Origin of the sequence: Micromonospora sp. NBC_01796, assembly GCF_035917455.1 — a bacterium.
In the GTDB taxonomy this organism is placed as follows: domain Bacteria; phylum Actinomycetota; class Actinomycetes; order Mycobacteriales; family Micromonosporaceae; genus Micromonospora_G.
The window spans coordinates 1,256,340-1,275,891 of record NZ_CP109078.1; the positions used below are offsets into that span (position 1 = coordinate 1,256,340).

The 19,552-nt window shown below is 71.3% G+C and carries 20 protein-coding genes; 8 read left to right on the forward strand and 12 right to left on the reverse strand.

What is annotated here, in order from left to right; translation table 11 throughout:
• Positions 1 to 71 precede the first annotated feature (71 nt).
• Both coaD and rsmD read right to left on the reverse strand, forming a co-directional pair.
• Positions 72 to 560: a pantetheine-phosphate adenylyltransferase gene (coaD, locus tag OIE47_RS05770; RefSeq protein WP_326560453.1), complete on the reverse strand. Its 489-nt coding sequence runs from the start codon at positions 558 to 560 to the stop codon at positions 72 to 74.
• Complete coding sequence (gene rsmD, locus OIE47_RS05775) at positions 557 to 1,120, reverse strand: 16S rRNA (guanine(966)-N(2))-methyltransferase RsmD (protein WP_326560454.1); 564 nt, start codon at positions 1,118 to 1,120, stop codon at positions 557 to 559. Before rsmD ends, coaD begins: the two co-directional genes overlap by 4 nt.
• A 317-nt stretch (positions 1,121 to 1,437) precedes the next feature.
• On the opposite strand from rsmD, the gene OIE47_RS05780 reads away from it, so the two are divergent.
• The 3 genes from OIE47_RS05780 (at position 1,438) to OIE47_RS05790 (ending at position 5,570) form a co-directional block, all read left to right on the forward strand.
• Positions 1,438 to 2,433 carry a hypothetical protein gene (locus tag OIE47_RS05780; protein ID WP_326560455.1) on the forward strand — a complete coding sequence of 332 codons (996 nt, stop codon included), beginning with the start codon at positions 1,438 to 1,440 and terminating at the stop codon, positions 2,431 to 2,433.
• A gap of 546 nt (positions 2,434 to 2,979) precedes the next feature.
• Positions 2,980 to 3,984 (forward strand): cell wall anchor protein, encoded by a 1,005-nt coding sequence (locus OIE47_RS05785; RefSeq protein ID WP_326560456.1) that lies wholly within the window; start codon positions 2,980 to 2,982, stop codon positions 3,982 to 3,984.
• A 416-nt stretch (positions 3,985 to 4,400) separates the two neighbouring features.
• Positions 4,401 to 5,570, forward strand: a complete 1,170-nt coding sequence (locus tag OIE47_RS05790; protein WP_326560457.1) for a cell wall anchor protein — start codon at positions 4,401 to 4,403, stop codon at positions 5,568 to 5,570.
• An 85-nt stretch (positions 5,571 to 5,655) separates the two neighbouring features.
• On the opposite strand, the gene recG is transcribed toward OIE47_RS05790, so the two are convergent.
• Positions 5,656 to 7,878 carry an ATP-dependent DNA helicase RecG gene (gene recG / locus OIE47_RS05795; RefSeq protein WP_326560458.1) on the reverse strand — a complete coding sequence of 741 codons (2,223 nt, stop codon included), beginning with the start codon at positions 7,876 to 7,878 and terminating at the stop codon, positions 5,656 to 5,658.
• 17 nt (positions 7,879 to 7,895) lie between these two features.
• A complete protein-coding gene (locus tag OIE47_RS05800; RefSeq protein ID WP_326560459.1) occupies positions 7,896 to 9,710 on the reverse strand; it encodes a DAK2 domain-containing protein in 1,815 nt (604 codons plus the stop codon).
• A gap of 250 nt (positions 9,711 to 9,960) precedes the next feature.
• Here OIE47_RS05800 and rpmB point away from each other — a divergent pair, with 250 nt between their 5' ends.
• The gene (rpmB, locus tag OIE47_RS05805; RefSeq protein ID WP_326560460.1) at positions 9,961 to 10,152 is read left to right on the forward strand and encodes a 50S ribosomal protein L28; all 192 of its coding nucleotides are present in this window, start codon (positions 9,961 to 9,963) and stop codon (positions 10,150 to 10,152) included.
• 250 nt (positions 10,153 to 10,402) lie between these two features.
• Here rpmB and OIE47_RS05810 read toward each other — a convergent pair whose 3' ends face one another.
• Positions 10,403 to 10,870: a GNAT family N-acetyltransferase gene (locus OIE47_RS05810; protein ID WP_326560461.1), complete on the reverse strand. Its 468-nt coding sequence runs from the start codon at positions 10,868 to 10,870 to the stop codon at positions 10,403 to 10,405.
• A 92-nt stretch (positions 10,871 to 10,962) separates the two neighbouring features.
• Positions 10,963 to 11,901, reverse strand: a complete 939-nt coding sequence (locus OIE47_RS05815) for a thiamine-phosphate kinase (protein WP_326560462.1) — start codon at positions 11,899 to 11,901, stop codon at positions 10,963 to 10,965.
• Positions 11,902 to 12,069: 168 nt separating this feature from the next.
• On the opposite strand from OIE47_RS05815, the gene OIE47_RS05820 reads away from it, so the two are divergent.
• Together OIE47_RS05820 and OIE47_RS05825 are read left to right on the forward strand one after the other, a co-directional pair.
• Complete coding sequence (locus OIE47_RS05820) at positions 12,070 to 12,303, forward strand: Lrp/AsnC ligand binding domain-containing protein (RefSeq protein ID WP_326560463.1); 234 nt, start codon at positions 12,070 to 12,072, stop codon at positions 12,301 to 12,303.
• Complete coding sequence (locus OIE47_RS05825) at positions 12,304 to 12,969, forward strand: DUF3515 family protein (protein WP_442792056.1); 666 nt, start codon at positions 12,304 to 12,306, stop codon at positions 12,967 to 12,969. It begins immediately after the preceding gene.
• Between the two features lie 72 nt (positions 12,970 to 13,041).
• On the opposite strand, the gene OIE47_RS05830 is transcribed toward OIE47_RS05825, so the two are convergent.
• The 3 genes from OIE47_RS05830 to OIE47_RS05840 all read right to left on the reverse strand — a co-directional run bounded on the left by OIE47_RS05830 (position 13,042) and on the right by OIE47_RS05840 (position 14,981).
• Positions 13,042 to 14,142, reverse strand: a complete 1,101-nt coding sequence (locus OIE47_RS05830; RefSeq protein WP_326560464.1) for a D-alanine--D-alanine ligase family protein — start codon at positions 14,140 to 14,142, stop codon at positions 13,042 to 13,044.
• Positions 14,143 to 14,399: 257 nt separating this feature from the next.
• Positions 14,400 to 14,621, reverse strand: a complete 222-nt coding sequence (locus OIE47_RS05835; protein ID WP_326560465.1) for a hypothetical protein — start codon at positions 14,619 to 14,621, stop codon at positions 14,400 to 14,402.
• Positions 14,622 to 14,858: 237 nt separating this feature from the next.
• On the reverse strand, positions 14,859 to 14,981 hold the full coding sequence (locus OIE47_RS05840; RefSeq protein ID WP_281278644.1) for a hypothetical protein: 123 nt from the start codon (positions 14,979 to 14,981) through the stop codon (positions 14,859 to 14,861).
• A 282-nt stretch (positions 14,982 to 15,263) separates the two neighbouring features.
• Between OIE47_RS05840 and OIE47_RS05845 the strand changes: the two genes are divergently transcribed.
• The gene (locus OIE47_RS05845) at positions 15,264 to 16,109 is read left to right on the forward strand and encodes a helix-turn-helix domain-containing protein (protein ID WP_326560466.1); all 846 of its coding nucleotides are present in this window, start codon (positions 15,264 to 15,266) and stop codon (positions 16,107 to 16,109) included.
• 4 nt (positions 16,110 to 16,113) lie between these two features.
• On the forward strand, positions 16,114 to 16,335 hold the full coding sequence (locus OIE47_RS05850) for a DUF397 domain-containing protein (RefSeq protein WP_326560467.1): 222 nt from the start codon (positions 16,114 to 16,116) through the stop codon (positions 16,333 to 16,335).
• A 185-nt stretch (positions 16,336 to 16,520) separates the two neighbouring features.
• On the opposite strand, the gene OIE47_RS05855 is transcribed toward OIE47_RS05850, so the two are convergent.
• Genes OIE47_RS05855 through OIE47_RS05865 form a run of 3 tightly spaced genes read right to left on the reverse strand, consistent with a single transcriptional unit; the run spans position 16,521 to position 19,425 of the window.
• Positions 16,521 to 17,651 carry a cystathionine gamma-lyase gene (locus OIE47_RS05855; protein WP_326560468.1) on the reverse strand — a complete coding sequence of 377 codons (1,131 nt, stop codon included), beginning with the start codon at positions 17,649 to 17,651 and terminating at the stop codon, positions 16,521 to 16,523.
• A 32-nt stretch (positions 17,652 to 17,683) separates the two neighbouring features.
• Positions 17,684 to 18,682, reverse strand: coding sequence for an NAD(P)H-dependent glycerol-3-phosphate dehydrogenase (locus OIE47_RS05860; protein WP_326560469.1), 999 nt, complete (start codon positions 18,680 to 18,682; stop codon positions 17,684 to 17,686).
• Complete coding sequence (locus OIE47_RS05865) at positions 18,679 to 19,425, reverse strand: lysophospholipid acyltransferase family protein (RefSeq protein WP_326560470.1); 747 nt, start codon at positions 19,423 to 19,425, stop codon at positions 18,679 to 18,681. Before OIE47_RS05865 ends, OIE47_RS05860 begins: the two co-directional genes overlap by 4 nt.
• Between the last annotated feature and the right edge of the window lie 127 nt (positions 19,426 to 19,552).

Genomic DNA, 19,552 nt, shown 5'->3' on the forward strand with positions numbered 1-19,552 from the left:
AGCACACCCGCGCCGGGTGCGGTAGACACGCTCGGCCGTCGGTGGGGATCGATCGCCTCCGACGGCGGAAGCTAGGCCGGGGCGGTGGTGTTCAGCCGCTCCCGCAGCGCCCGGCGTACCAGGTCGGGCACGTGCGGGGAGACGTCGCCGCCCCACTTGGCGACGTCCTTGACCAGGCTCGAGGAGAGGAACGAGTAGAGCGGGTTGGTCGGCATGAAGAGCGTCTCGACGCCGGCCAGCCCGATGTTCATCTGCGCCATCTGCAGCTCGTAGTCGAAGTCACTCACCGCCCGGATCCCCTTGACCAGGACCGTCGCCTGCTGGGCCCGGCAGAAGTCGACCAGCAGCCCCCGGAAGGACGCCACCCGTACGTTGTCGTACGACGAGGTCACCTCGCGCAGCATCGCGATCCGCTCGTCGACGGTGAACAGCCCGCTCTTGGACTGGTTGATCAGCACGCCGACGATCACCTCGTCGAAGAGTCGACTGGCCCGCCCGATGATGTCGAGGTGGCCGTTGGTGACCGGGTCGAACGAGCCGGGACAGACCGCACGTCTCATGATCCGCGACCGTACCAAAGAGTGGTCTCTCCGTAACGCCGACCGCGCTCGACAGTGATCCCCTGCACCTCGTCCAGGGGACCGGTACGGGTCGACCGCTCGACCACGACCACCCCGTCCGGGGCCAGCCAGCCGTGCTCGACCAGTGCGGTCAGCATCAGGGTGATCTCCTCGTTCGGCACCGCGTACGGCGGATCCGCGAAGATCACGTCGTACGGGCCGCCGTCCGGGCCACCGGCGAGCACCTGGGCGACCTTCCCGGTGACCAGCCGCGCCGCCGGGGTGGCCCGCAGGGTGGCGAGGTTGTCCCGGGCGATCCGGGCCGCCCTCGGGTCGGCCTCGACCAGCAGTACGTGCACCGCACCCCGGGAGAGCGCCTCCAACCCGACCGCGCCGGAGCCGGCGTACAGGTCGGCGAAGCGGGCACCGTCCAGGTCGACCTGGGTGTCGAGCGCGCTGAACAGCGCCTCGCGTACCCGGTCGGAGGTGGGTCGGGTGGACGCACCCGGCGGGGCGACGATCCGCCTTCCACCGAAGCTGCCCGCCACGATCCGGGTCACCGCGACCTCCCGCTCTGCACGCAACGACGGTACGCCGGATGGCGGGACGGGCCGACGGACACCACCCACCCACCGACAGAGATCATTTGGACACGCCTAGTTGATCAAATATCTCGAATCCACAACATCGTGGTACGAAAGATCTCGAGACTGTCTCAATATCACCGGAATCGGTAAGGTCGGGCGCTGTGCCGGCTGCGTTCTCGCCGGCGTACGACGTTGGGGAGGCGTCGGCACAGGTCGCGCCCGAGTCGGCGGCGGCCATCTCCGCCATCCCCAGCGCCGTGCCCTGACGCTTCCATCTCCAGGAGTCACGCGTGATCCATCCCAAGCTGTCGCTGCGGCGTCCGCTCGCCGTCGTCGGGGCCGCCTTCATCGGTCTCGCCGCCGCGACCGTCGTCGCCGCGCCTGCGAGCGCGCACCACCCGATCGTCGAAGCGCAGGCCCCCTGCGTCCTCCCCTCCGGTGACTGGAAAGTCAACTGGACCGTGGCCAACAGCGAGAGCGACATCGTCGGCCACCTGACCAAGGTCCAGATCGACCCGGCGAACACCACCCTCACCGGCATCAAGGTCGGAGCGGAACTGCCGCGCAGCGGCAAGGGGAAGCTGGCCGGCGAGCAGGTGCTCAAGGCCAACCAGAACCGCACCAAGCTCACGGTGACCGCCAAGTGGATCCGGACCAACCGGGGCCAGCAGCAGGAGATCAAGCAGGAGGCCGCTTCGAGCTGGGTGAACAAGCCCACGGTCAAGTGCGCGACCACCCCCAGCCCGTCGCCGAGCGCCTCGGCGACCCCGTCGCCGACCGTTCCGGTCACCCCGTCGGCCAGCCCGAGCACCTCGACCTCGGCCTCGCCGAGCCCGTCGGTGAGCCCGAGCAGCTCGGCCACCCCGAGCCCGGTGCCGAGCATCACCCCGCCGGCGGTGGTCACGCCGGAGACCGCGGTCAAGCACACCTGCGACGACCTCACCTACGCGGTCACCAACCCGGCCGACGGCAAGACGGTCAACATCACCGTCACGCCGAACAAGGGCGAGCCGAAGACCCTCACCGTCGAGCCGGGCAAGTCCGGCAGCGTGTCGTTCCCGGCCGAGACCGGCCTGACCATCACGCCGAGCGGCGAGGGCGTCCTGGACACCACCCCGGTCGCCTGGGAGAAGCCGGCCGACTGTGACTCGGGCGCGGGCGGTGGCGACCTGCCGCTGACCGGTGCCGCCGCCGGTGGCATCGCCGCCGGAGCCCTGGTGCTGCTGGCCGCCGGTGTGGCGCTCTTCCTGGTGGCCCGCCGTCGTCGGCTGACCTTCACCGCCTGAGCGATCTCCACCGAACCGGCCTGAGAACGGCCCGGACCGGCAACGGCCCGGGGTGATCGAAGACCGGATCAGTACGAACGGACTGAGGGCGCGTCGACCATCCGGTCGGCGCGCCCTCGGCATTCACCGCCGCCGCGATCGCGTTTCTCCGGAATGGACGGTCCGTGGGCCCGGACGAATGATCGATTCCCGCCGGTCCTTACGTTCGGTCCTTTAGCTGAACGGTCACCCCGATTACTCCCGACCACGGGTCCGACTACCGTCTGCGATACCCGCTGGCCCACCACCGCGACATCGGAACCGGATGAGAAAAACCGGGAAACCGGACGTGGATCAATTATCTCGAATGTATAACAGAATGTTTAAGAGCGGCTCAAGGGTGTCCCCGCCGCGCCGACATCGCTAAGGTCGGGCGCTGTGCCGGTGCGAATTTGCCCGGCGTACGACGTCGGGGAGGCGTCAACCCGGGCCGCGTCTCATTCGGACAGTGGCCGAACTCGTCACCCCTCGTCGTGCCCTGACGTATTTACCCCCTCAGGAGTACGCGTGACTCAGCAGAAGCTGTCGCTCCGGCGGCCGCTCGCCATCCTCGGGGCCGCCGTCGTCGGCCTCGCCGCCGTCCTGACGGTTTCGGCCCCCGCGAGCGCCCACCACCCCGTGATCTCGGGTACCGCATGCAAGATCACGAGCGGTACCGACAAGGGCAAGTACGAGGTCAAGTGGACCGTCGCCAACAGCGAGCGGGACTGGGACGCGGTGGTGGAGAACGTCACCAGCCCCTCGCGCACGGCCATCACCAACATCGTGGTCGGCGCCAAGCTGCCCAAGCTGAGCTCCAACAAGCCGGCGCTGAGCGGTGTGCAGATCGTGCCGGCTAACAAGGACCGCCACCTCACGATCAAGGCGTTCTGGGACAAGCCGCGCGAGGACGTCACCAAGACGCAGACCGAGAAGGCGCGCGACATCGGCAACTGCCCGACCACGCCGACCAGCCCGACGCCGACTCCGACCAAGCCGCCGACGCCGACGCCGTCCGCGACCACCCCGACCCCGACGCCGCCGGTCACGACCCCGCCGTCGACCCCGCCGGCAACGACTCCGCCGGCGACCACCCCGCCGGCCAGCCCGACCCCGACCCCGCCGGTTGTCGTGCCGGAGCCGGGCGAGCCGACCTTCGAGCTGCAGGAGACCTGCGACAAGCTCACCTTCCTGATCGAGAACCCGGCCGACGGCATCGCCTTCACCGTGACGCTGACCTCGGAGAAGGGTGTGGTCAAGGAACTCAAGGCCGAGCCCGGCAAGACCACCTCGGTTTCCTTCGACGCGTACGCGGGTCTGAAGGTCACGCCGAGCGCCGAGGGCGTCACCGACGAGACCGTGGCATGGACCGCGCCGAACGACTGCGGTGGCGCCGGTGGCGGCAGCGATGACGAGCTGGCCCTGACCGGTGCGGCTGCGGGCGGTATCGCCGGCGGCGCGGCCGTTCTGCTGGCCATCGGTGTGGTGCTCTTCCTCGTGTTCCGTCGCCGTCGGGTCCGCTTCACCGCCTGATCCGGCTGACTGCTCCACCCGTACCTGAACGAAGAGTCTGAAGGCGCGTCGACCAAGCGGTCGACGCGCCTTCGGCATTTCTGTCACACAATCACCCCGACCAGACATGGGATGATCGACAACTATCACCCTGAGCAATCGGACCGATACGGAAATCCGGTCACGTGCCCGGATGCAAAATCCTGTCCAACTTCATGCAACGTCGACTATCTCGGGTGGATAACAGAATCATTAGCTGCGGCTCAAGGCTGTTCCTTTGCCGTTGACGTCGCTAAGGTCTGGCGCTGTGCCGGTACGTGAGAACCGGCCTACGACGTCGGGGAGGCGCCCCACCGGGTACGCGTCCATACCGGACAGCGACCGTTTCCGCCACCTCTGCGCCGTGCCCTGAAGCTTCAATCCCTCAGGAGCCACGCGTGATCCGTCCCAAGCTGTCGTCCCGGCGACCGCTCGCCGTACTCGGAGCCACCGTCCTCGGTCTCGCCGCGGCACTCGCCGTTGCCGTACCGGCCAGTGCCCATCACAGTGCGGTGAGTGGCGTGTTCGAATGCCTCCCCGCCACCGGCGAGTACGAAATCACCTGGACCGTCACCAGCGACGCCCCGGCCGAGGTGCAGAAGTTCAAGTTCACCGACGTGCTCGCCAAGAAGTACGTCGGAAACCAGTTCACCAAGGTCGACGTGCCCGGCATCGCCAAGACCGAGGGCGACAACTACCCGCACGACGCACACGGCTCGGTCACCGGGAAGCACCGGGTGCCCGGCAACAGCACCGGGGCCTCGCTCCAGGTGATGGCCAAGTGGGACAACGGCACCGAGGAATTCAAGTGGAACCGGGACGACGTCGCGCTCGGCGGTGACTGCAAGAAGGACGTCCCGCCGACCACCCCGCCCCCCACCACCCCGCCGACCACCCCGCCGACCACCCCGCCGGCCGAGCCGAAGGCGGCCAAGCCCACCGCCGATGTCGAGACGGACTGCGACGGCACCGCCCTGGTCGCCCTGAGCAACGGCGACGACGCCACCGCGCCGGCCGTCTTCGTGGTCACCGACGGCACCGGTACGGCCGGCAAGCCGGTCACCGTCGCCCCCGGCAAGACCGAGACCGTGGAGATCCCGGCCGACAAGGCCACCAGGGTCAAGGTGACCGCCGAGGGTGTGGAGAAGCCGCTCTTCGACGCCGCCCCGCCCGCGAACACCACCTGCATCGACGGCACCTACGAGGCCACCTGCGACGACCTGACGTTCACCATCGCCAACCCGGCCGACGGCGAGACCGTCAACGCGACCTTCACCCCGAACACCGGCGAGAAGAAGACGCTGACCGTGGAGCCGGGCAAGAGCGGCAGCGTCACCTTCGCGGGGACGTCGGGGCTGACCGTGGTCGGTGCGGTCGAGGGTTACGAGGCCGGGGCGCCGGTCTCCTGGGACGAGGACAAGCCCGAGGACTGCGGGGGCGGTGGCGGCGGTCTGCCGGTCACCGGTGCCGCGGCCGGTGGCATCGCCGCCGGTGCCCTGGTCCTGCTCGCCGCCGGCATCGCGCTCTTCGTGGTGGCCCGCCGTCGCCGGCTGACCTTCACCGTCTGATCCTGCGGATCCGGGTGAACTGAAGCAACAGCACTCGCGGGCGTACCGACCATCCGGTCGGTGCGCCCGCGGGTCTCTGTACGGGTCAGCCCTTTTCCAGGTACTCCGCGCGTTCCTCGTCGACCAGGGCGGCCACCGAGGCGGCGAGCCCCGGATGACCGGCCAGCTCCGGGTCCTCGTCCACCAGGGTGATCGCCTCGGCCCGTGCGTCCCGGATCAGGTCGGTGTCGCGCAGCAGCGAGAGCAGCCGCAGGTGCGAACGGCGACCGGACTGGGTGGCGCCGAGCACGTCACCCTCGCGGCGCTGCTCCAGGTCCAGCTCGGCCAGGCGGAAACCGTCGGAGGTCGAGGCGACCGCGTCCAGCCGCTCACGGGCCGGCGTACCCTCCAGGGCCTCGGAGACCAGCAGGCAGAGACCGGCGGCCGAACCCCGGCCCACCCGGCCCCGGAGCTGGTGCAACTGGGAGACCCCGAACCGGTCCGCGTCGAGCACCACCATCACGGTGGCGTTCGGTACGTCCACACCCACCTCGACCACGGTCGTGGCGACCAGGACGTCCAGGTCCCCGGCGGCGAACGAGCGCATCACCGCGTCCTTCTCGTCCGCCGGCAGCCGACCGTGCAGGACCCCGATCCGCAGCCCGTGCAGCGGCCCCTCGGCCAGCAACGGCGCCACCTCGGTCACCGCCAGCGGTGGGCGTTTCGCGGACTCGTCCGCCGGTGCCTCCTCGGCCGAGGCCGGGCCGTCACCGATGCGCGGGCAGACCACGTACGCCTGGTGTCCGGCGTTGACCTCCTCGCGCAGCCGGCGCCAGGCGCGATCCAGGAACGCCGGCTTCTCCGACGCCGGCACCACGTGCGACGCGATCGGCGAGCGCCCGCGCGGCAACTGGGCCAGGGTGGAGATCTCCAGGTCGCCGTAGACGGTCATCGCCACCGTGCGCGGGATCGGGGTCGCGGTCATCACCAGCACGTGCGGCGGCTGCTCGGCCTTGGCCCGCAACGCGTCCCGCTGCTCGACCCCGAACCGGTGCTGCTCGTCGACCACCACCAGCCCCAGGTCGGCGAAGTCGACCCCCTCGTACAGCAGGGCGTGCGTGCCCAGGACGATGCCGGCGCGGCCGGCGGCCACCTCTTCCAGCGCGGCCCGCCGGGCCGCCGCGCCGAGCGACCCGGTGACCAGGGCGACCCGCGTGCCGGCCGGGTCGCCGTCCAGCTCACCGGCGCGGCCGAGCGGTCCGAGCAGGTCGAGCATGCCCCGGTAGTGCTGGGCGGCGAGGACCTCGGTCGGGGCCAGCAGCGCGGCCTGTCCCCCGTCGTCGACCACCTGGAGCATGGCCCGCAACGCGCAGACGGTCTTGCCCGATCCGACCTCGCCCTGCAGCAACCGGTGCATCGGGTGGGCGGTGGCCAGGTCGGTGGCGATCTCCTCACCGACGGACCGCTGCCCCTCGGTCAGCTCGTAGGGCAGGCGCGCGTCGAAGGCGGCCAGGAGGCCGGCGTCGCGGGGTGGCCGGGGTCGCGCCGGCCACGCCGCCGCGCGGTGCTTGCGCTGCACCAACGTCAGCTGTACGGCGAACGCCTCGTCCCACTTGAGCCGGTGCCGGGCCCGGTACAGGTCCTCCTTGGTCGCCGGTCGGTGGATCTCCCGCAGGGCGGAGCCGAGCCCGATCAGGTTCCGGCTGGCCCGCATGGTCGCCGGCAACGGATCCTCCGGCATGGTCACGGTGTCCAGCACGACCCGGACGCAGCGGGCGATCACCCAGGTCGGCACCGCCGCCGCGGCCGGGTACACCGGGATCAGCGCCCCGGCGAACTCCTCGACCTCCTCGGCTGCCGCCACCTCGCCGTCGGCGACGCCCTCGCCCAGCAGGACGTACTCGGGGCCGTTGAGCTGCCGTTTGCCCCGGAAGTCGGTGACCTTTCCGGCGAACAGTCCCCACCGGCCGGGACGCAGCTCCCGCTCCCGCCAGGCCTGGTTGCCGAAGAAGGTCAGGGTCAGGGTGCCGCCGGAGGAGTCCCCGACGATCACCTCCAGCAGGTTGCCGCGCCGCTGCCGCATCGGCCGGACCGTGGTGCGCTGCACCTGGCCGAGCACGGTCACCTGCTCCCCGATCTCCAGCGACCGGATGTCGGTGTGCTCGCCGCGCTCGTCGTACCGGCGGGGGAAGTGGTAGAGCAGGTCACCGACGGTGTGCAGGTCGAGGTGACTGGCGAGGGCCTTGGCCGTCTTGTCGCCGAGCGGTGTCTTGAGCGGCGTGTCGGGCGTCAACCTCAACGGCGCGTCGGGCGTCAACGGCTCGGTCATGCCAGCTCTCCGCTCGGTCATTCGATCCCCACCAGCAGCGGGTAGAACGGCTGCCCGCCGGGATAATCGTGCACCTCCACGAACGGCCAGCGGCGCGATACGTGAGCGCGTACGGAGTCGGCGAGTCCGGCCGGCGCGTCGGCACCGAGCAGGAGGGTGACCAGCTCGCCGCCACCGCCCAGCATCCGGTCGAGCAACCCGGCGCAGGTCGACACCAGCTCGTTGCCGATCAGGTGCACCTCGCCCTCGACCAGTGCCAGTACGTCACCGGGCTGGCACCGGCCGGCCACCGTCAGCGCCTCCCGGGTGGCGTAACAGACCTCGCCGTACCTGCACGCCCCGGCCGCCTCGGCCATCGCGATGACGTCGTCCTCGAACCGGCGCCCCGGGTCGCGTACGGCGAGCGCCGCCAGTGCCTGCACCGGTGAACGGGTCGGCACCACGCTCACCCTGACCCCGTGGCCGTACGCCTCCTTCGCGGCGACGTTGGCCACCGCCTGGGTGTTCGGGTCGTTGGGCAGCACCACCACCTTGGCGGCACCGGTGGACCGGATCGCGGTCAGCAGGTCCAGGGTCGACGGATTGCCCCGGACCACGGTGGCACCCTCGGCGGTGAGGAGTTCGGCCAGCCCGGCCCCGTGCGCGACCACCACCGCCGCCCGGCCGTGCGGGCGGGACGGCTCCGGCGGGACGGCCACCCCCGCCGCGACATCGCCGCCCTGGCCGATGCTGTGCTCGCCGCCCCGGCCGGTGCTCCGGTCTCCACCCTCCTCGACGCCCTCGTCTCCGCTCAGGTCGGCGAAGCGTACGACCGTGATGTGGTACGGCCGCCCGGCGGCGACCCCCGCCTCCACGGTCGCGCCGACATCGTTGACGTGGACGTGGACGTTCCAGGTGGTCACCGTGCCGGGGGTCGCCTCGTCGCCGACCACCACCAGCGAGTCGCCGAGCCCGGCGAGGACGCCCCGCATCCGCTCCACCTCCGCCGGCTCGGCGTCGAGCAGGAACTGCACCTCGTAGGCGTACGTCTCGGCGCCGGTCTCCCGGACGGCGGTGACCGGCGGGGCCGGGACCGTCGGCGCCGGAGCGGGCGCACGTCGGTGCGGGGCCACACCGGTGATCACCTCGACCAGCGCGTCGAGCAGCACGCAGAGGCCGCGCCCGCCGGCGTCGACCACTCCGGCGCGGGCCAGCACCGGCAACTGCTCGGGTGTACGCGCCAGCGCGTCCGCGGCGGCATCCGCCGCAGCCCGTGCGACCTCGCCCAGATCGTCGCTGTCGACGGCGACAGCCCCTCGGGCCGCCGCCGCGACAACCGTCAGTACGGTCCCCTCGACCGGCACCGCCACCGCCGCGTACGCCGCCGTGCTGGCCGCCTCGAGCGCGCGGGCGAGGTCCCGGCCGCGTACGGCGGTCGAGGCGGCGAGCGTGTCGGCCAGGCCGCGCAGGATCTGCGAGACGATCACACCGGAGTTGCCCCTCGCACCGAGCAGCGCGCCCCGCGCCATCAACCGCAGCACCCGACCGTGCGGGCTCTGCCGAACGGGCGCGGCGGTCTGCGCGCCGGCCCGCGCGGTCACCTGCTCGGTGCTCTGCTCGGCCGTCTGAGCGGTGGGCTGGGTGCTGGTCGGCGCGGCCTCGGGTGAGTTGTCCAGGTCGAGCGCCAGCGCCTGCTGGGCCGAGGTGAGGGTGAGGACCAGGTTGGTGCCGGTGTCGCCGTCGGGCACCGGGTAGACGTTCAGCTCGTCGATCTCCGCCTGGTGCCGTTTGAGCGCCGCCAGTCCGCCCGCGCACCACCGCCGGACAGCGGCGGCGTCGAGGGTCTCCAGCACGGCGTGAAGCCTACTGGTGGCCCCCGACGCCCGCCCGCCGCCGCGACGGGCGCCGAGTCAGCGGGCGTTGTTATCGTTTTTGGGTGGGAACGGCCCTTCTCGACGCCGTCGCGGATGGGACCGGAATGGCATCCTGGCCGGGCGGGCGGAGCCGATTCGCCGGCCGAGCAGGGCATCGGGTAACCTGACGAGGTTGCCCGGACAGCACCCTGCCGGCAACTTCATGAACGATCAATCCCAGGAGTATCCCGTGGCTAGCGTGTGCGACGTCTGTGGCAAGGGGCCGGGCTTCGGCCACAACGTTTCCCACTCGCACCGGCGGACCAACCGCCGCTGGAACCCGAACATCCAGACCGTGCGCACCCCGGCCGGTGGCGGCAACACCCGCAAGATGCAGGTCTGCACCTCCTGCATCAAGGCCGGCAAGGTCGTCCGCGCCTGACGCGTTCGCCGCGTCCCCCGGTCCGGCACACCACCGGACCACCCAAGCATCAGCCGTCGGGTCCCCAGGACCCGACGGCTACTTGCGTACCCCCTCCCGCACACACCCCGCGCACCCCGTGCGACTGAAGCCCCCTCTTGTAGAGAATGAGTGGCTTCAGTCGCCCGAATAACCACTCATTCTCTACAAGAGTGGCTGGCCGCCGCGCTCGCGGCGGCGCGGCGGGGGGCGGGGAGGCGGGGCGGGTGGGTCAGAGGGGGCGGGCGAAGGAGAGGGTGCCGGGTTCGTTCCGGTAGTAGCCGAAGTTCTCGATCTGGACGTATCCGCAGGACTGGTACATCGAGATCGCCTCGGGCTGCTGGTCGCCGCACTCCAGGATGAGCCGCTTGCGGCCGTACTCGCGGGCCGAGCGCTCCACCGCCGACAGCACCGCGCGGGCCACACCCCGACCCCGAGCCGCCGGGGTGGTGTACATCCGCTTCAGCTCCGCGGTGTCCCCCGCGTCGCCGTGACTGCGCCAGCCGCCGCAACCGACCGGCTCCCCGCCCCGGTACGCGACCAGGAACGCACCGGACGGCGACTCGAACTCGGCCGGCTCGACCGGCGTCTCGTCGCCGCTGCCCCCGTACCGGACGCCCAGGTCGGCCAGTGCGTCGGCCACGAGCTGCTGGGCAACCAGCGAGTCGTAGCGCACCACGCGGATCTCGATCTCACTCACCCGTAAAGGGTACGGCCGCAGCCGTCCCTTACTGATCCGGATTCCGGTCACGAAGATCTCACCGGAGAACGGTTATCCGGTGAGTCGCGGGGCTACCGGAAGTGGTCCCAGCCGGCCGGCCCCTTGTACGCCTTACCGTCGACGGTCAGCCCGCTCCCGTCGACCACCCGCCCGATCACCCGCCAGTCGTCGGGCAGCGCCAGGTGCGCCGGGAAGGTGGCGGCCAGGGCGTGGTCGTCCCCACCCCCGAGGACCCAGGCGTACGGGTCGACGCCGAGGGCGTGCGCCGCGTCCCGCATCTGGGCGGGGACCTCGAAGGCGGCGGTACGCAGGTCGATGCCGACCCCGCTGGCGGTGGCCACGTGCCCGAGGTCGGCGAGCAGCCCGTCCGACACGTCGATCATCGAGGTGGCGCCGAGTCGGGCGGCCTGCGGTCCGGCCCGGTACGGCACCTCCGGTCGCCGGTACGCCTCCACCAGCAGTTTCGGCGTACGGAATCCGCGCGAGAGCACGGTGTAGCCGGCGGCGGCGTACCCGATCCGGCCGGCGAGGGCGACCACGTCGCCGGGCCGGGCGCCGCTGCGCACGACGGGCGCCCGGCCGCCCAGGTCACCGAGGGCGGTGACGGCGATGGTGAGCGTCGGACTCGACGACATGTCGCCGCCGACCACGCTCGCCCCGACCAGCGCCGCCTCCGCGCCGAGCCCGTCGGCGAGTTCCTCGGCCCAGCGCACCTCCAGGTCCGGCGGGATGCAGAGCGCGACCAGCAGGGCGGTCGGCAGGGCTCCCATGGCGGCGATGTCGGCGAGGTTCGCGGCGGCGGCCCGGTGCCCGACATCGACCGCCGAGGACCAGTCCCGCCGGAAGTGTCGCCCCTCGACCAGGACGTCCGTCGAGGCAGCCACCCGCCCGTCCGGGGCGCTCACCACGGCGGCGTCGTCCCCCGGCCCGAGCAGCACCGACGGCCCGGTGCCCAGCCGGGCGGTGACCCGGGCGATCAGACCGAACTCACCGGCTTTGGCCACGCTCACGCGCCGACCCCGGCATCCGACGTCGGGCGGTACGTCGTCACGTCACACCAACCGATCCGCTCGCAACGCACGCTCACTTGCGCCTCCCTTGACCACCGGTGGGGAACCGACCCACTCCGTACGGTATTTTCACGGTCGAGCCGCTCGGCGGCGGACGGAGGTCGGGTCGTGGTCCAGGCGTACATCCTCATCCAGACCGAGGTCGGAAGGGCGCGTGACGTGGCCGCGCAGATCACGGATATCTCGGGCGTGGTCCGAGTCGATGCCGTGACCGGGCCGTACGACGTGGTCGTTCTCACCGAGGCGCACACGGTTGACGAGTTGGGCAAGATGATCGTCAGCAAGGTCCAGTTGGTGCCGGGGATCACCCGTACCCTGACCTGCTCGGTGGTGCGGCTCTAAATGGCACAGCCTGTTCCCGTACCAACCGAACCGAACGAATCGACCGGATCCGGCGCAGCAGACGAGGGCGGCGCGACGGTCGGGCCCGTGGCCCCGGACCGCTCGATGCGGCAGGCCGCGATCTGGGCGACCGTGGTGGCCCTGCCGCTGACCGTGCTCGTGGCGGTGTTCGCCTTCGGGCGGCTGGCACCCGACTCGGAGGCCGCCGCCAACCCGACCCCGTCGGCCACCTCGGCCACCCCACGGGTGCAGTCCACCGCACCGGTCCCGGTGACCGCCGTCCCGCTCGGCGAACGGGCGGCCACGGTCTGCCGGGCCCTGCTCTCCCGGCTCCCTGCGAGCCTCGGTGAGCTGGCGCAGCGGCCGGTCACCACCGGCCCGGAACAGAACGCCGCGTACGGCGACCCGGCGGTGACCGTGGCCTGCGGCACCCCGCTCCCCTCGTTCCCACCGACCGACCAGGTCTGGGTGGTGAACTCGGTCTGCTGGCACGCACAGGAGCAGACCGACTCGACGGTGTTCGTCACCGTGGACCGCGAGGTGCCGGTGCAGGTCACCGTGCCCCGTGGCTACGACCCGCCGTTGCAGTGGATCGCCCCGGTCGCCGAGCCGGTGGTCGCCGCCGTCCCGTCCGGGAAGACCCGACCGACCGGCTGCACCGGCTGAGCCGAGTGCACCGGCTGGGCCGACTGCACCGACCGGCTGCACCGCTGGGCTCGGCAGGGCGGGGCAGCCGGGTCAGCGCAGGCCGGTGCCGCGACGGAGCGCGGTACGGATCAACCGGTCGACCAGCTTCGGGTACTCCAACCCGGCCGCCGCCCACATCTGCGGGAACATCGAGGTCGAGGTGAAGCCCGGCATCGTGTTGATCTCGTTGAGGTAGATGTCCAGGTCGGGCGTGACGAAGAAGTCGACCCGGGCCAGGCCCGCGCAGTCCAGCGCGGTGAAGGTACGGCAGGCGTACTCCTGGACCTGGCGGGTGACCCGGTCGGGCAGCCCGGCGGGGATGTCGTACTCGCAGGCGTCGCCGAGGTACTTGGCCTCGAAGTCGTAGAACTCGCGGTCGGTGGCCACCCGGACCTCGGCCAGCAGGGACGCCTCGGGGCCGCCTCCGGCCTCGCCCTCCAGCACCCCGCACTCGATCTCCCGACCGACGATCGCCGCCTCGACCAGCACCTTCGCGTCGATCTGTCGGGCGGTGACGATCGCCGCCTCGAGGTCGGCCCAGTCCGAGACCTTGGTGATGCCGTACGACGAGCCGGCCCGGGAGGGCTTGACGAAGACCGGCAGACCGAGCCGTTCCTTGTCCTCCTCGGTGAGCGTCATCCCGCTGCGCAGCACCACGTACGGGCCGGTGGGGATGCCCTCGGCCACGGCGAGCTTCTTGGTGAACTCCTTGTCCATGGCGGCGGCGGAGGCGAAGACACCCGACCCGACGTACGGGATGCCGGCCATCTCCAGCAGCCCCTGGATGGTTCCGTCCTCGCCGTACGCGCCGTGCAGGGCGGGAAAGACCAGGTCGATGTCGGCCAGGGCGGCCGGACCCTCGGTGGGGTCGAGCACCATCAGGCCGCTGCCGGTCGGGTCGGCCGGCAGCATGACGGCGGTTCCGGCGCTCGCGGTGATCTCCGGAAGATTACGGTCAGTAATGACCAATTGCTCTGGGTCACCACTGGTCAGCACCCATTCGCCGGCTTTGGTGATGCCCACGGGCACCACCTCGTATTCGTCCGGATCCAAGGCGTTGATGATGCTTCCGGCGCTCACGCAGGAGATCGCATGCTCCGTGCTACGACCGCCGAAGACGACTGCGACGCGGGTCTTCCGTGGGCTTGTCACGCGGGTGACCCTACTCTGCGTGGCCACCGCGCGGGTCGATAGGCCGGGAGTTCGATCAAGGCCCCGGCCTCACCCCGACCGATGGTATGGGGCCGGTCCGACGACCCTCGTGAGTCCGACCAACATCACGATTGCGACGTGCGGTTCCGCGGACCCGCCCCGGGGCTCTCGGCCAGGCGGGCACCAGCCGGTGCCCCGGGGCGGCGCGGGCCAGGGTCACGATGGTCGGGGACCTCGACCACCGGGAACCCCGGCGTTCAGTGTGGTTCGGGAGATCGCCGTCCGACGGCGATCACTTTGACGCGTTGCCGTCCGGCCCGGACCATGCCGAGCGCGGCGAACGCCCCGGCGATCCGGTCCGCGGCGTCCCTGCTGGTGGCGCCGACCACCTGGCGGCGCCGTTCCGGCTCCACCCGTTCGTTGCGCCCCTCGATGCCGAGCGGACGGACGTCGGTGAGGACGACGAGGTAGCGGGTCACCACGGGCGGCCTACCGGCGCCGATCGAGCGGACCGACCGGCACGGCCGGGGCGCTGCGGGTGGCTTTGCGGGCACCGGTGCCGGCGCAGAGGCAGCAGGTGCGGGTCCGGGCACCTCTGCCGGGGCGGTTGCAGGCGCCGGAACCGGGGCGGTTGCGGGCACCGGAGCCGGTGCAGGTGCGGTTGCGGGCATGGAAACGAGCGCGTTTGCGGGCACTGGTCCTGCTCCTCGTCCTGGTCAACCGGCATGGCGGGCGACCGCCTCGGGTTCGGCGGTGGTGCCGGCCAGGCCGCCGGAGCGGTCCCGGCAGACGTACGCCAGGTCGGCATGGATCCACGCGCCGTCGTTGTCCCGCAGCACCGGCCGCGTACACCATCGGCAACGCGATACACGAGGCCAACAGGGGGTCGCTGTCATCCGACACCTCCGGGTCCGCGGCGGTGGGGCACACGGCGGCCGGGTACGGGGGAGTCCCCGACCACCGTGCGCCTCATTCCCCTTTCCGTCACTCGCCGCCACCGTCGACACGACCACCGGCAGCGAGGACGCCAACACAGGTTGCCATCCGTGAAAGCGTGAATGCAACTCTCATGGGCGATCTCTCATGCACACTTTCTCGCCGAGGTGTGTCAAACTCGCTCCATGGCACCGAAGACCGCCCGCGCCCGCCGCCTCGGCATCGCCCTCAGGTCCTATCGCGAGGCTGCCGGGCTGACCCTCGAACGCGCGGCCGAGGAGATCAACAGCACCCGCAGCACGTTGTCCAGGTACGAGAACGCACTCAGCCTGCCCAGCCCGGCGACCGTCCGCGCCCTGCTCACCCACTACAACGTGGACGGAGACGCGCTGAAGGGCACGATCGAGCTGGCGAAGGAAGCCAAGAAGCCCGGCTGGTGGGTGTCGTACTCGTACCTGCTGGACCGCAAGACCGCCGACTTCATCGCGTTGGAGTCCGAGGCGACCTCCATCCAGTCCTTCGAGCCCTCGCTGGTGCCGGGCCTGTTGCAGACCCCGGACTACATCCGGGCGATCATGCGCGGCGGCCCGCACGTCCTCACCGACGACGGGATCGAGGAACGGGTCGACATCCGCCTCAACCGCCAGAAGCGGCTGACCGCCACCCCCGACCCGCTGGTCCTCGACGCGGTGATCGACGAGGTCGCGCTGCTACGCAAGGTCGGTGGTCACGACGTCTGGGCGGAGCAACTCGAACACCTGATCAAGATCTCCGAGATTCCGCACATCACCATCGGAGTGATCCCGCTCATCGCCGGCTACCACCGCGGCACCAGGGGATCGCTGCACATCCTCGAATTCGGCCGAGAAGATCAACCCTTGGCCTCGGTCGAGACTGTCGCGGGTCAACTCTCCTTCGACACCACGCCCGAGCTGGACACCTGCATGAAGATCATGCAGCACCTGCGCACCGTGGCCCTGAGCCCGGAGGCGAGCTGCGAGCTGATCTCCAACCTCCTGAAGGGACGGTAGACACATGTCCGCTCCAACCACCACCACGATGGCCGCTTTCGCGACCGCCGCCTGGCGCAAGAGCAGCCGCAGTGGCGACCAGGGTGCCTGCGTGGAGTTCGCCGTCACCACCGAGGCGATCGGTGTCCGGGACTCGAAGGATCCGGGCGGCCCGATCCTGACCTTCCCCGCCACCGCGTGGTCGGCGTTCGCCGGTGCCGTACCGACCGGCCCGATCATCGACTGACGAGCCGCACCGGCTCCTGAACGACCACAGCCACACCGCGCCGGACCGGTCCAGTGGGGATTCGGCGGCCTCGACCGAGCAGGCGCGACCAGCAACACCGGAAGCCCCGATCACTCCGATCGGGGCTTCCGCCGTGCCTCGTCCCAGCCGGCCGTACCTCGTTCTCAGCCGGCCGTACCTCGTTCTCAGCTCGCCGCATCGAGTGCCGCGGTGATGTCCGCGACCAGGTCGGCGGTGTCCTCCACCCCGCAGGAGAGCCGGACGAAGCCCTCCGGGGTGTCGTCGCCCCACTGCGCCCGGCGGTCGGCGCTGCTGTGCAGGCCACCGAACGAGGTCGCGGCGAAGACCAGCTTGGCGGCGCGCAGGAACCGGGTCACCCGGTCGGCGTCGCCGAGGTCGAACGACAGCACCCCCGGCACCCGGCGCATCTGCCGGCTCGCCACCGGGTACGACGGGTCGTCGGCGAGCCCCGGCCACCGCAGGCCGGTGACGTCGGACCGCTCGCTCAGTGCCAGGGCCACCGCCGCAGCGTTGGCGCTCTGCCGACCCAGCCGCAGGTCGAGGGTGGCCAGCGACCGGTGCGCCAGCCAGGAGTCGAACGCACCGGGTACCGAGCCGGTGGTCGCCCGCCACGCGCGCAGCGGCTCGAGCAGCTCGGCGGACCGGGTCGCGACGTAACCGAGCAGCAGGTCGGAGTGACCGGTCAACGCCTTGGTCCCGGAGGCGACGACCAGGTCCGCGCCGAGGTCGAGCGGGCGCTGACCGAGCGGGGTGGCGGTGGTGTTGTCCACCACGACCAGCGCACCGGCGGCGTGCGCCCGGTCGGCCAGTTCGGCCACGTCGCAGACGTCCAGGCCGGGGTTGGCCGGCGTCTCCAGCAGCAACAGGCGTACGCCCTCGAACGACGGGTACGGTCCGGCCGTCGGGGCGAACTCGACCCGTACGCCCATGGTGGCGAGGGTGGAGGTGGCGAAGGCCCGTACCGGGAAGTAGCCGTCGGTCGGCAGGACCACGCCGTCACCGGGCTTGAGCAGTGCCAGCAGGACCGCGCTGATCGCCGCCTGCCCGGTGGCGAAGGCGAGGCAGTCGCCCCCCTCCAGCTCACCGATCGCCGATTCGAGTGCGCGGCGGGTGGGGTTGTCCGGGCGGCCGTAGCCGTTCGGGTTCGTCCCCTGTCCGGTCTCCGGGTCGAGGTGGTACGGCGCGGCGAACACGGGACCGGGCAGGAACGGCTGTCCCGGCTCGGGCTCGGGAAGTCCGGCGTGCACGCACCGGGTGCTGTCGCCGTAGCCGTGCGGGTCCTGCTCGTCGATCATCGGTTCTCCAGCCCGTACGGCGTTTTTGTTGGTCATTCCGGTCGCGGTTTGCGGCTCATCAGCACCGCCATCGCGAGCCTCGGGTTGGCGCCCTCGTGGCAGACCAGCTCGACCTGCTCGGTGATCGGCATCTCCACCCCGTGTGCCCGGGACAGGTCCCGGATCGCCAGGCAGCTCTTGACCCCCTCGGCGGTCTGCCGGGTCGCCACCTGGGCCTGTTCGAGGGTCTCGCCCCGGCCCAGGTGCTCGCCGAAGGTCCGGTTGCGGGCCAGCGGGGACGAGCAGGAGGCGACCAGGTCACCCAGGCCGGCGAGCCCGGCGAAGGTGAGCGGGTCGGCGCCGAGCGCCACGCCGAGGCGGGCGGTCTCGGCCAGTCCACGGGTGATCAGGGTGGCCTTGGTGTTGTCGCCGAGTCCCATCGCGTTCGCCATGCCGTACGCCAGGGCGATCACGTTCTTCACCGCGCCGCCGAGTTCGCACCCGATGACGTCGTCGTTCGTGTACGGCCGGAAGTAGGGCGTGGTGATCGAGGACTGGACCAGGGTGGCCCGATCCATGTCGGTGCAGGCGACCACGGTCGCGGCCGGCTGCTCCTGGGCGATCTCGGGGGCGAGGTTGGGGCCGGAGACCACGACCACCCGGTCCTCGGCCACCCCGGCGGTCTCCATGATCACCTGGCTCATCCGCTTGGTCGTGCCCAGCTCGATCCCCTTCATCAGGGAGACCAGCGTCGCGTCGGGCTCGATGAACGCGGCCCAGTCGGCCAGGTTGCCCCGCAGCGTCTGCGACGGTACGGCGAGCACCACCAGGTCGGCACCGGCGATCGCGGCGGCGGCGTCGGCGGTCGCGGTGACCCGCTGCGGCAACCGGAGTCCGGGAAGGTACTCGGAGTTGTGGCCGGTGGTCCGGATCGCGTCGACCACGGACTCGCGCCGGGCCCACATGGTCACGTCCCGGCCGGCGTCGGCGAGGATCTTGGCGAAGGCCGTACCCCAGGAACCGGCACCGAGGACGGCGACGTGGCCGGTCACGCGGCGTCCCCGTCGCGGTGCGCGGACTCGTCGACGGCCCGGCGCGGGCCGTTCGGCGCCCAGATCGGCGGTGGTGTGCCGCCCCGGATCTCGGCGAGCTGATCCCGGAGCCGCAGCATGATCTCGTTGGTCATCTCGTCCAGCACCTGCTTGGTCGGGGCGGCACCGGCCCACCGGCTCAGGTCGACCGGAGGTCCGGCCACCACCGAGACCGGGATCCGGGGGCGCAGGCTGAGCTTGGCGTTGCGCGGGTCGAACAGCTTCTGCGCACCCCAGTGGGTGATCGGGACGACCGGGGCACCGGTGGCCAGGGCCAGCCGGGCCGCGCCGGTCTTGCCGCGCATCGGCCAGAGGTCGGGTTCGCGGGTGGTGGTGCCCTCCGGGTAGATCACCACCGCGCCGCCGTCCTTGACCGCGGAGATCAGGGTCTCCAGCGACCGGGCGGCGTCGACGGTGCCCCGCTCCACCGGGATCTGGCGGCACCTGAGCAGGATGTATCCGACCACCGGCACCCGGAAGATGCTGGCCTTGCCGAGGAACTGCGGCCACCGTCCGGTGTCGTTGATGTAGTGCCCCACCACCAGCGGGTCGGCGTGCGAGATGTGGTTCGGCACGATGATGACGCCGCCCGAGGTCGGTACGTGCTCCATGCCGGCCCAGGTCCTCCGGGTCCAGACCCACATCGGCGGCTTCACCAACGCGATCGCGAACCGCCGCCAGAACCCCAGCCTGCGCCGTGCCACTATGCCCTCCTCGTTGTGCCCCGGGCCCGGGGAGCACCGGTCGCCCCGGCGCCGCCCAACCACCCCGGCCCGCAGCGAAATCATGCCTGCTCGCCCCTGGTACGGCCAGCGAGGGGCCGGTCCCCGC

What these genes read in the sequence shown, in the direction of transcription:
- OIE47_RS05855 (WP_326560468.1), bottom strand. Translation starts at nt 17,651, where the DNA reads ATGATCGACGAGCAGGACCCGCACGGCTACGGCGACAGCACCCGGTGC.
- OIE47_RS05850 (WP_326560467.1), top strand. Translation starts at nt 16,114, where the DNA reads ATGTCCGCTCCAACCACCACCACGATGGCCGCTTTCGCGACCGCCGCC.
- recG (WP_326560458.1), bottom strand. Translation starts at nt 7,878, where the DNA reads ATGACCGAGCCGTTGACGCCCGACGCGCCGTTGAGGTTGACGCCCGAC.
- OIE47_RS05825 (WP_442792056.1), top strand. Translation starts at nt 12,304, where the DNA reads ATGGCACAGCCTGTTCCCGTACCAACCGAACCGAACGAATCGACCGGA.
- coaD (WP_326560453.1), bottom strand. Translation starts at nt 560, where the DNA reads ATGAGACGTGCGGTCTGTCCCGGCTCGTTCGACCCGGTCACCAACGGC.
- OIE47_RS05845 (WP_326560466.1), top strand. Translation starts at nt 15,264, where the DNA reads ATGGCACCGAAGACCGCCCGCGCCCGCCGCCTCGGCATCGCCCTCAGG.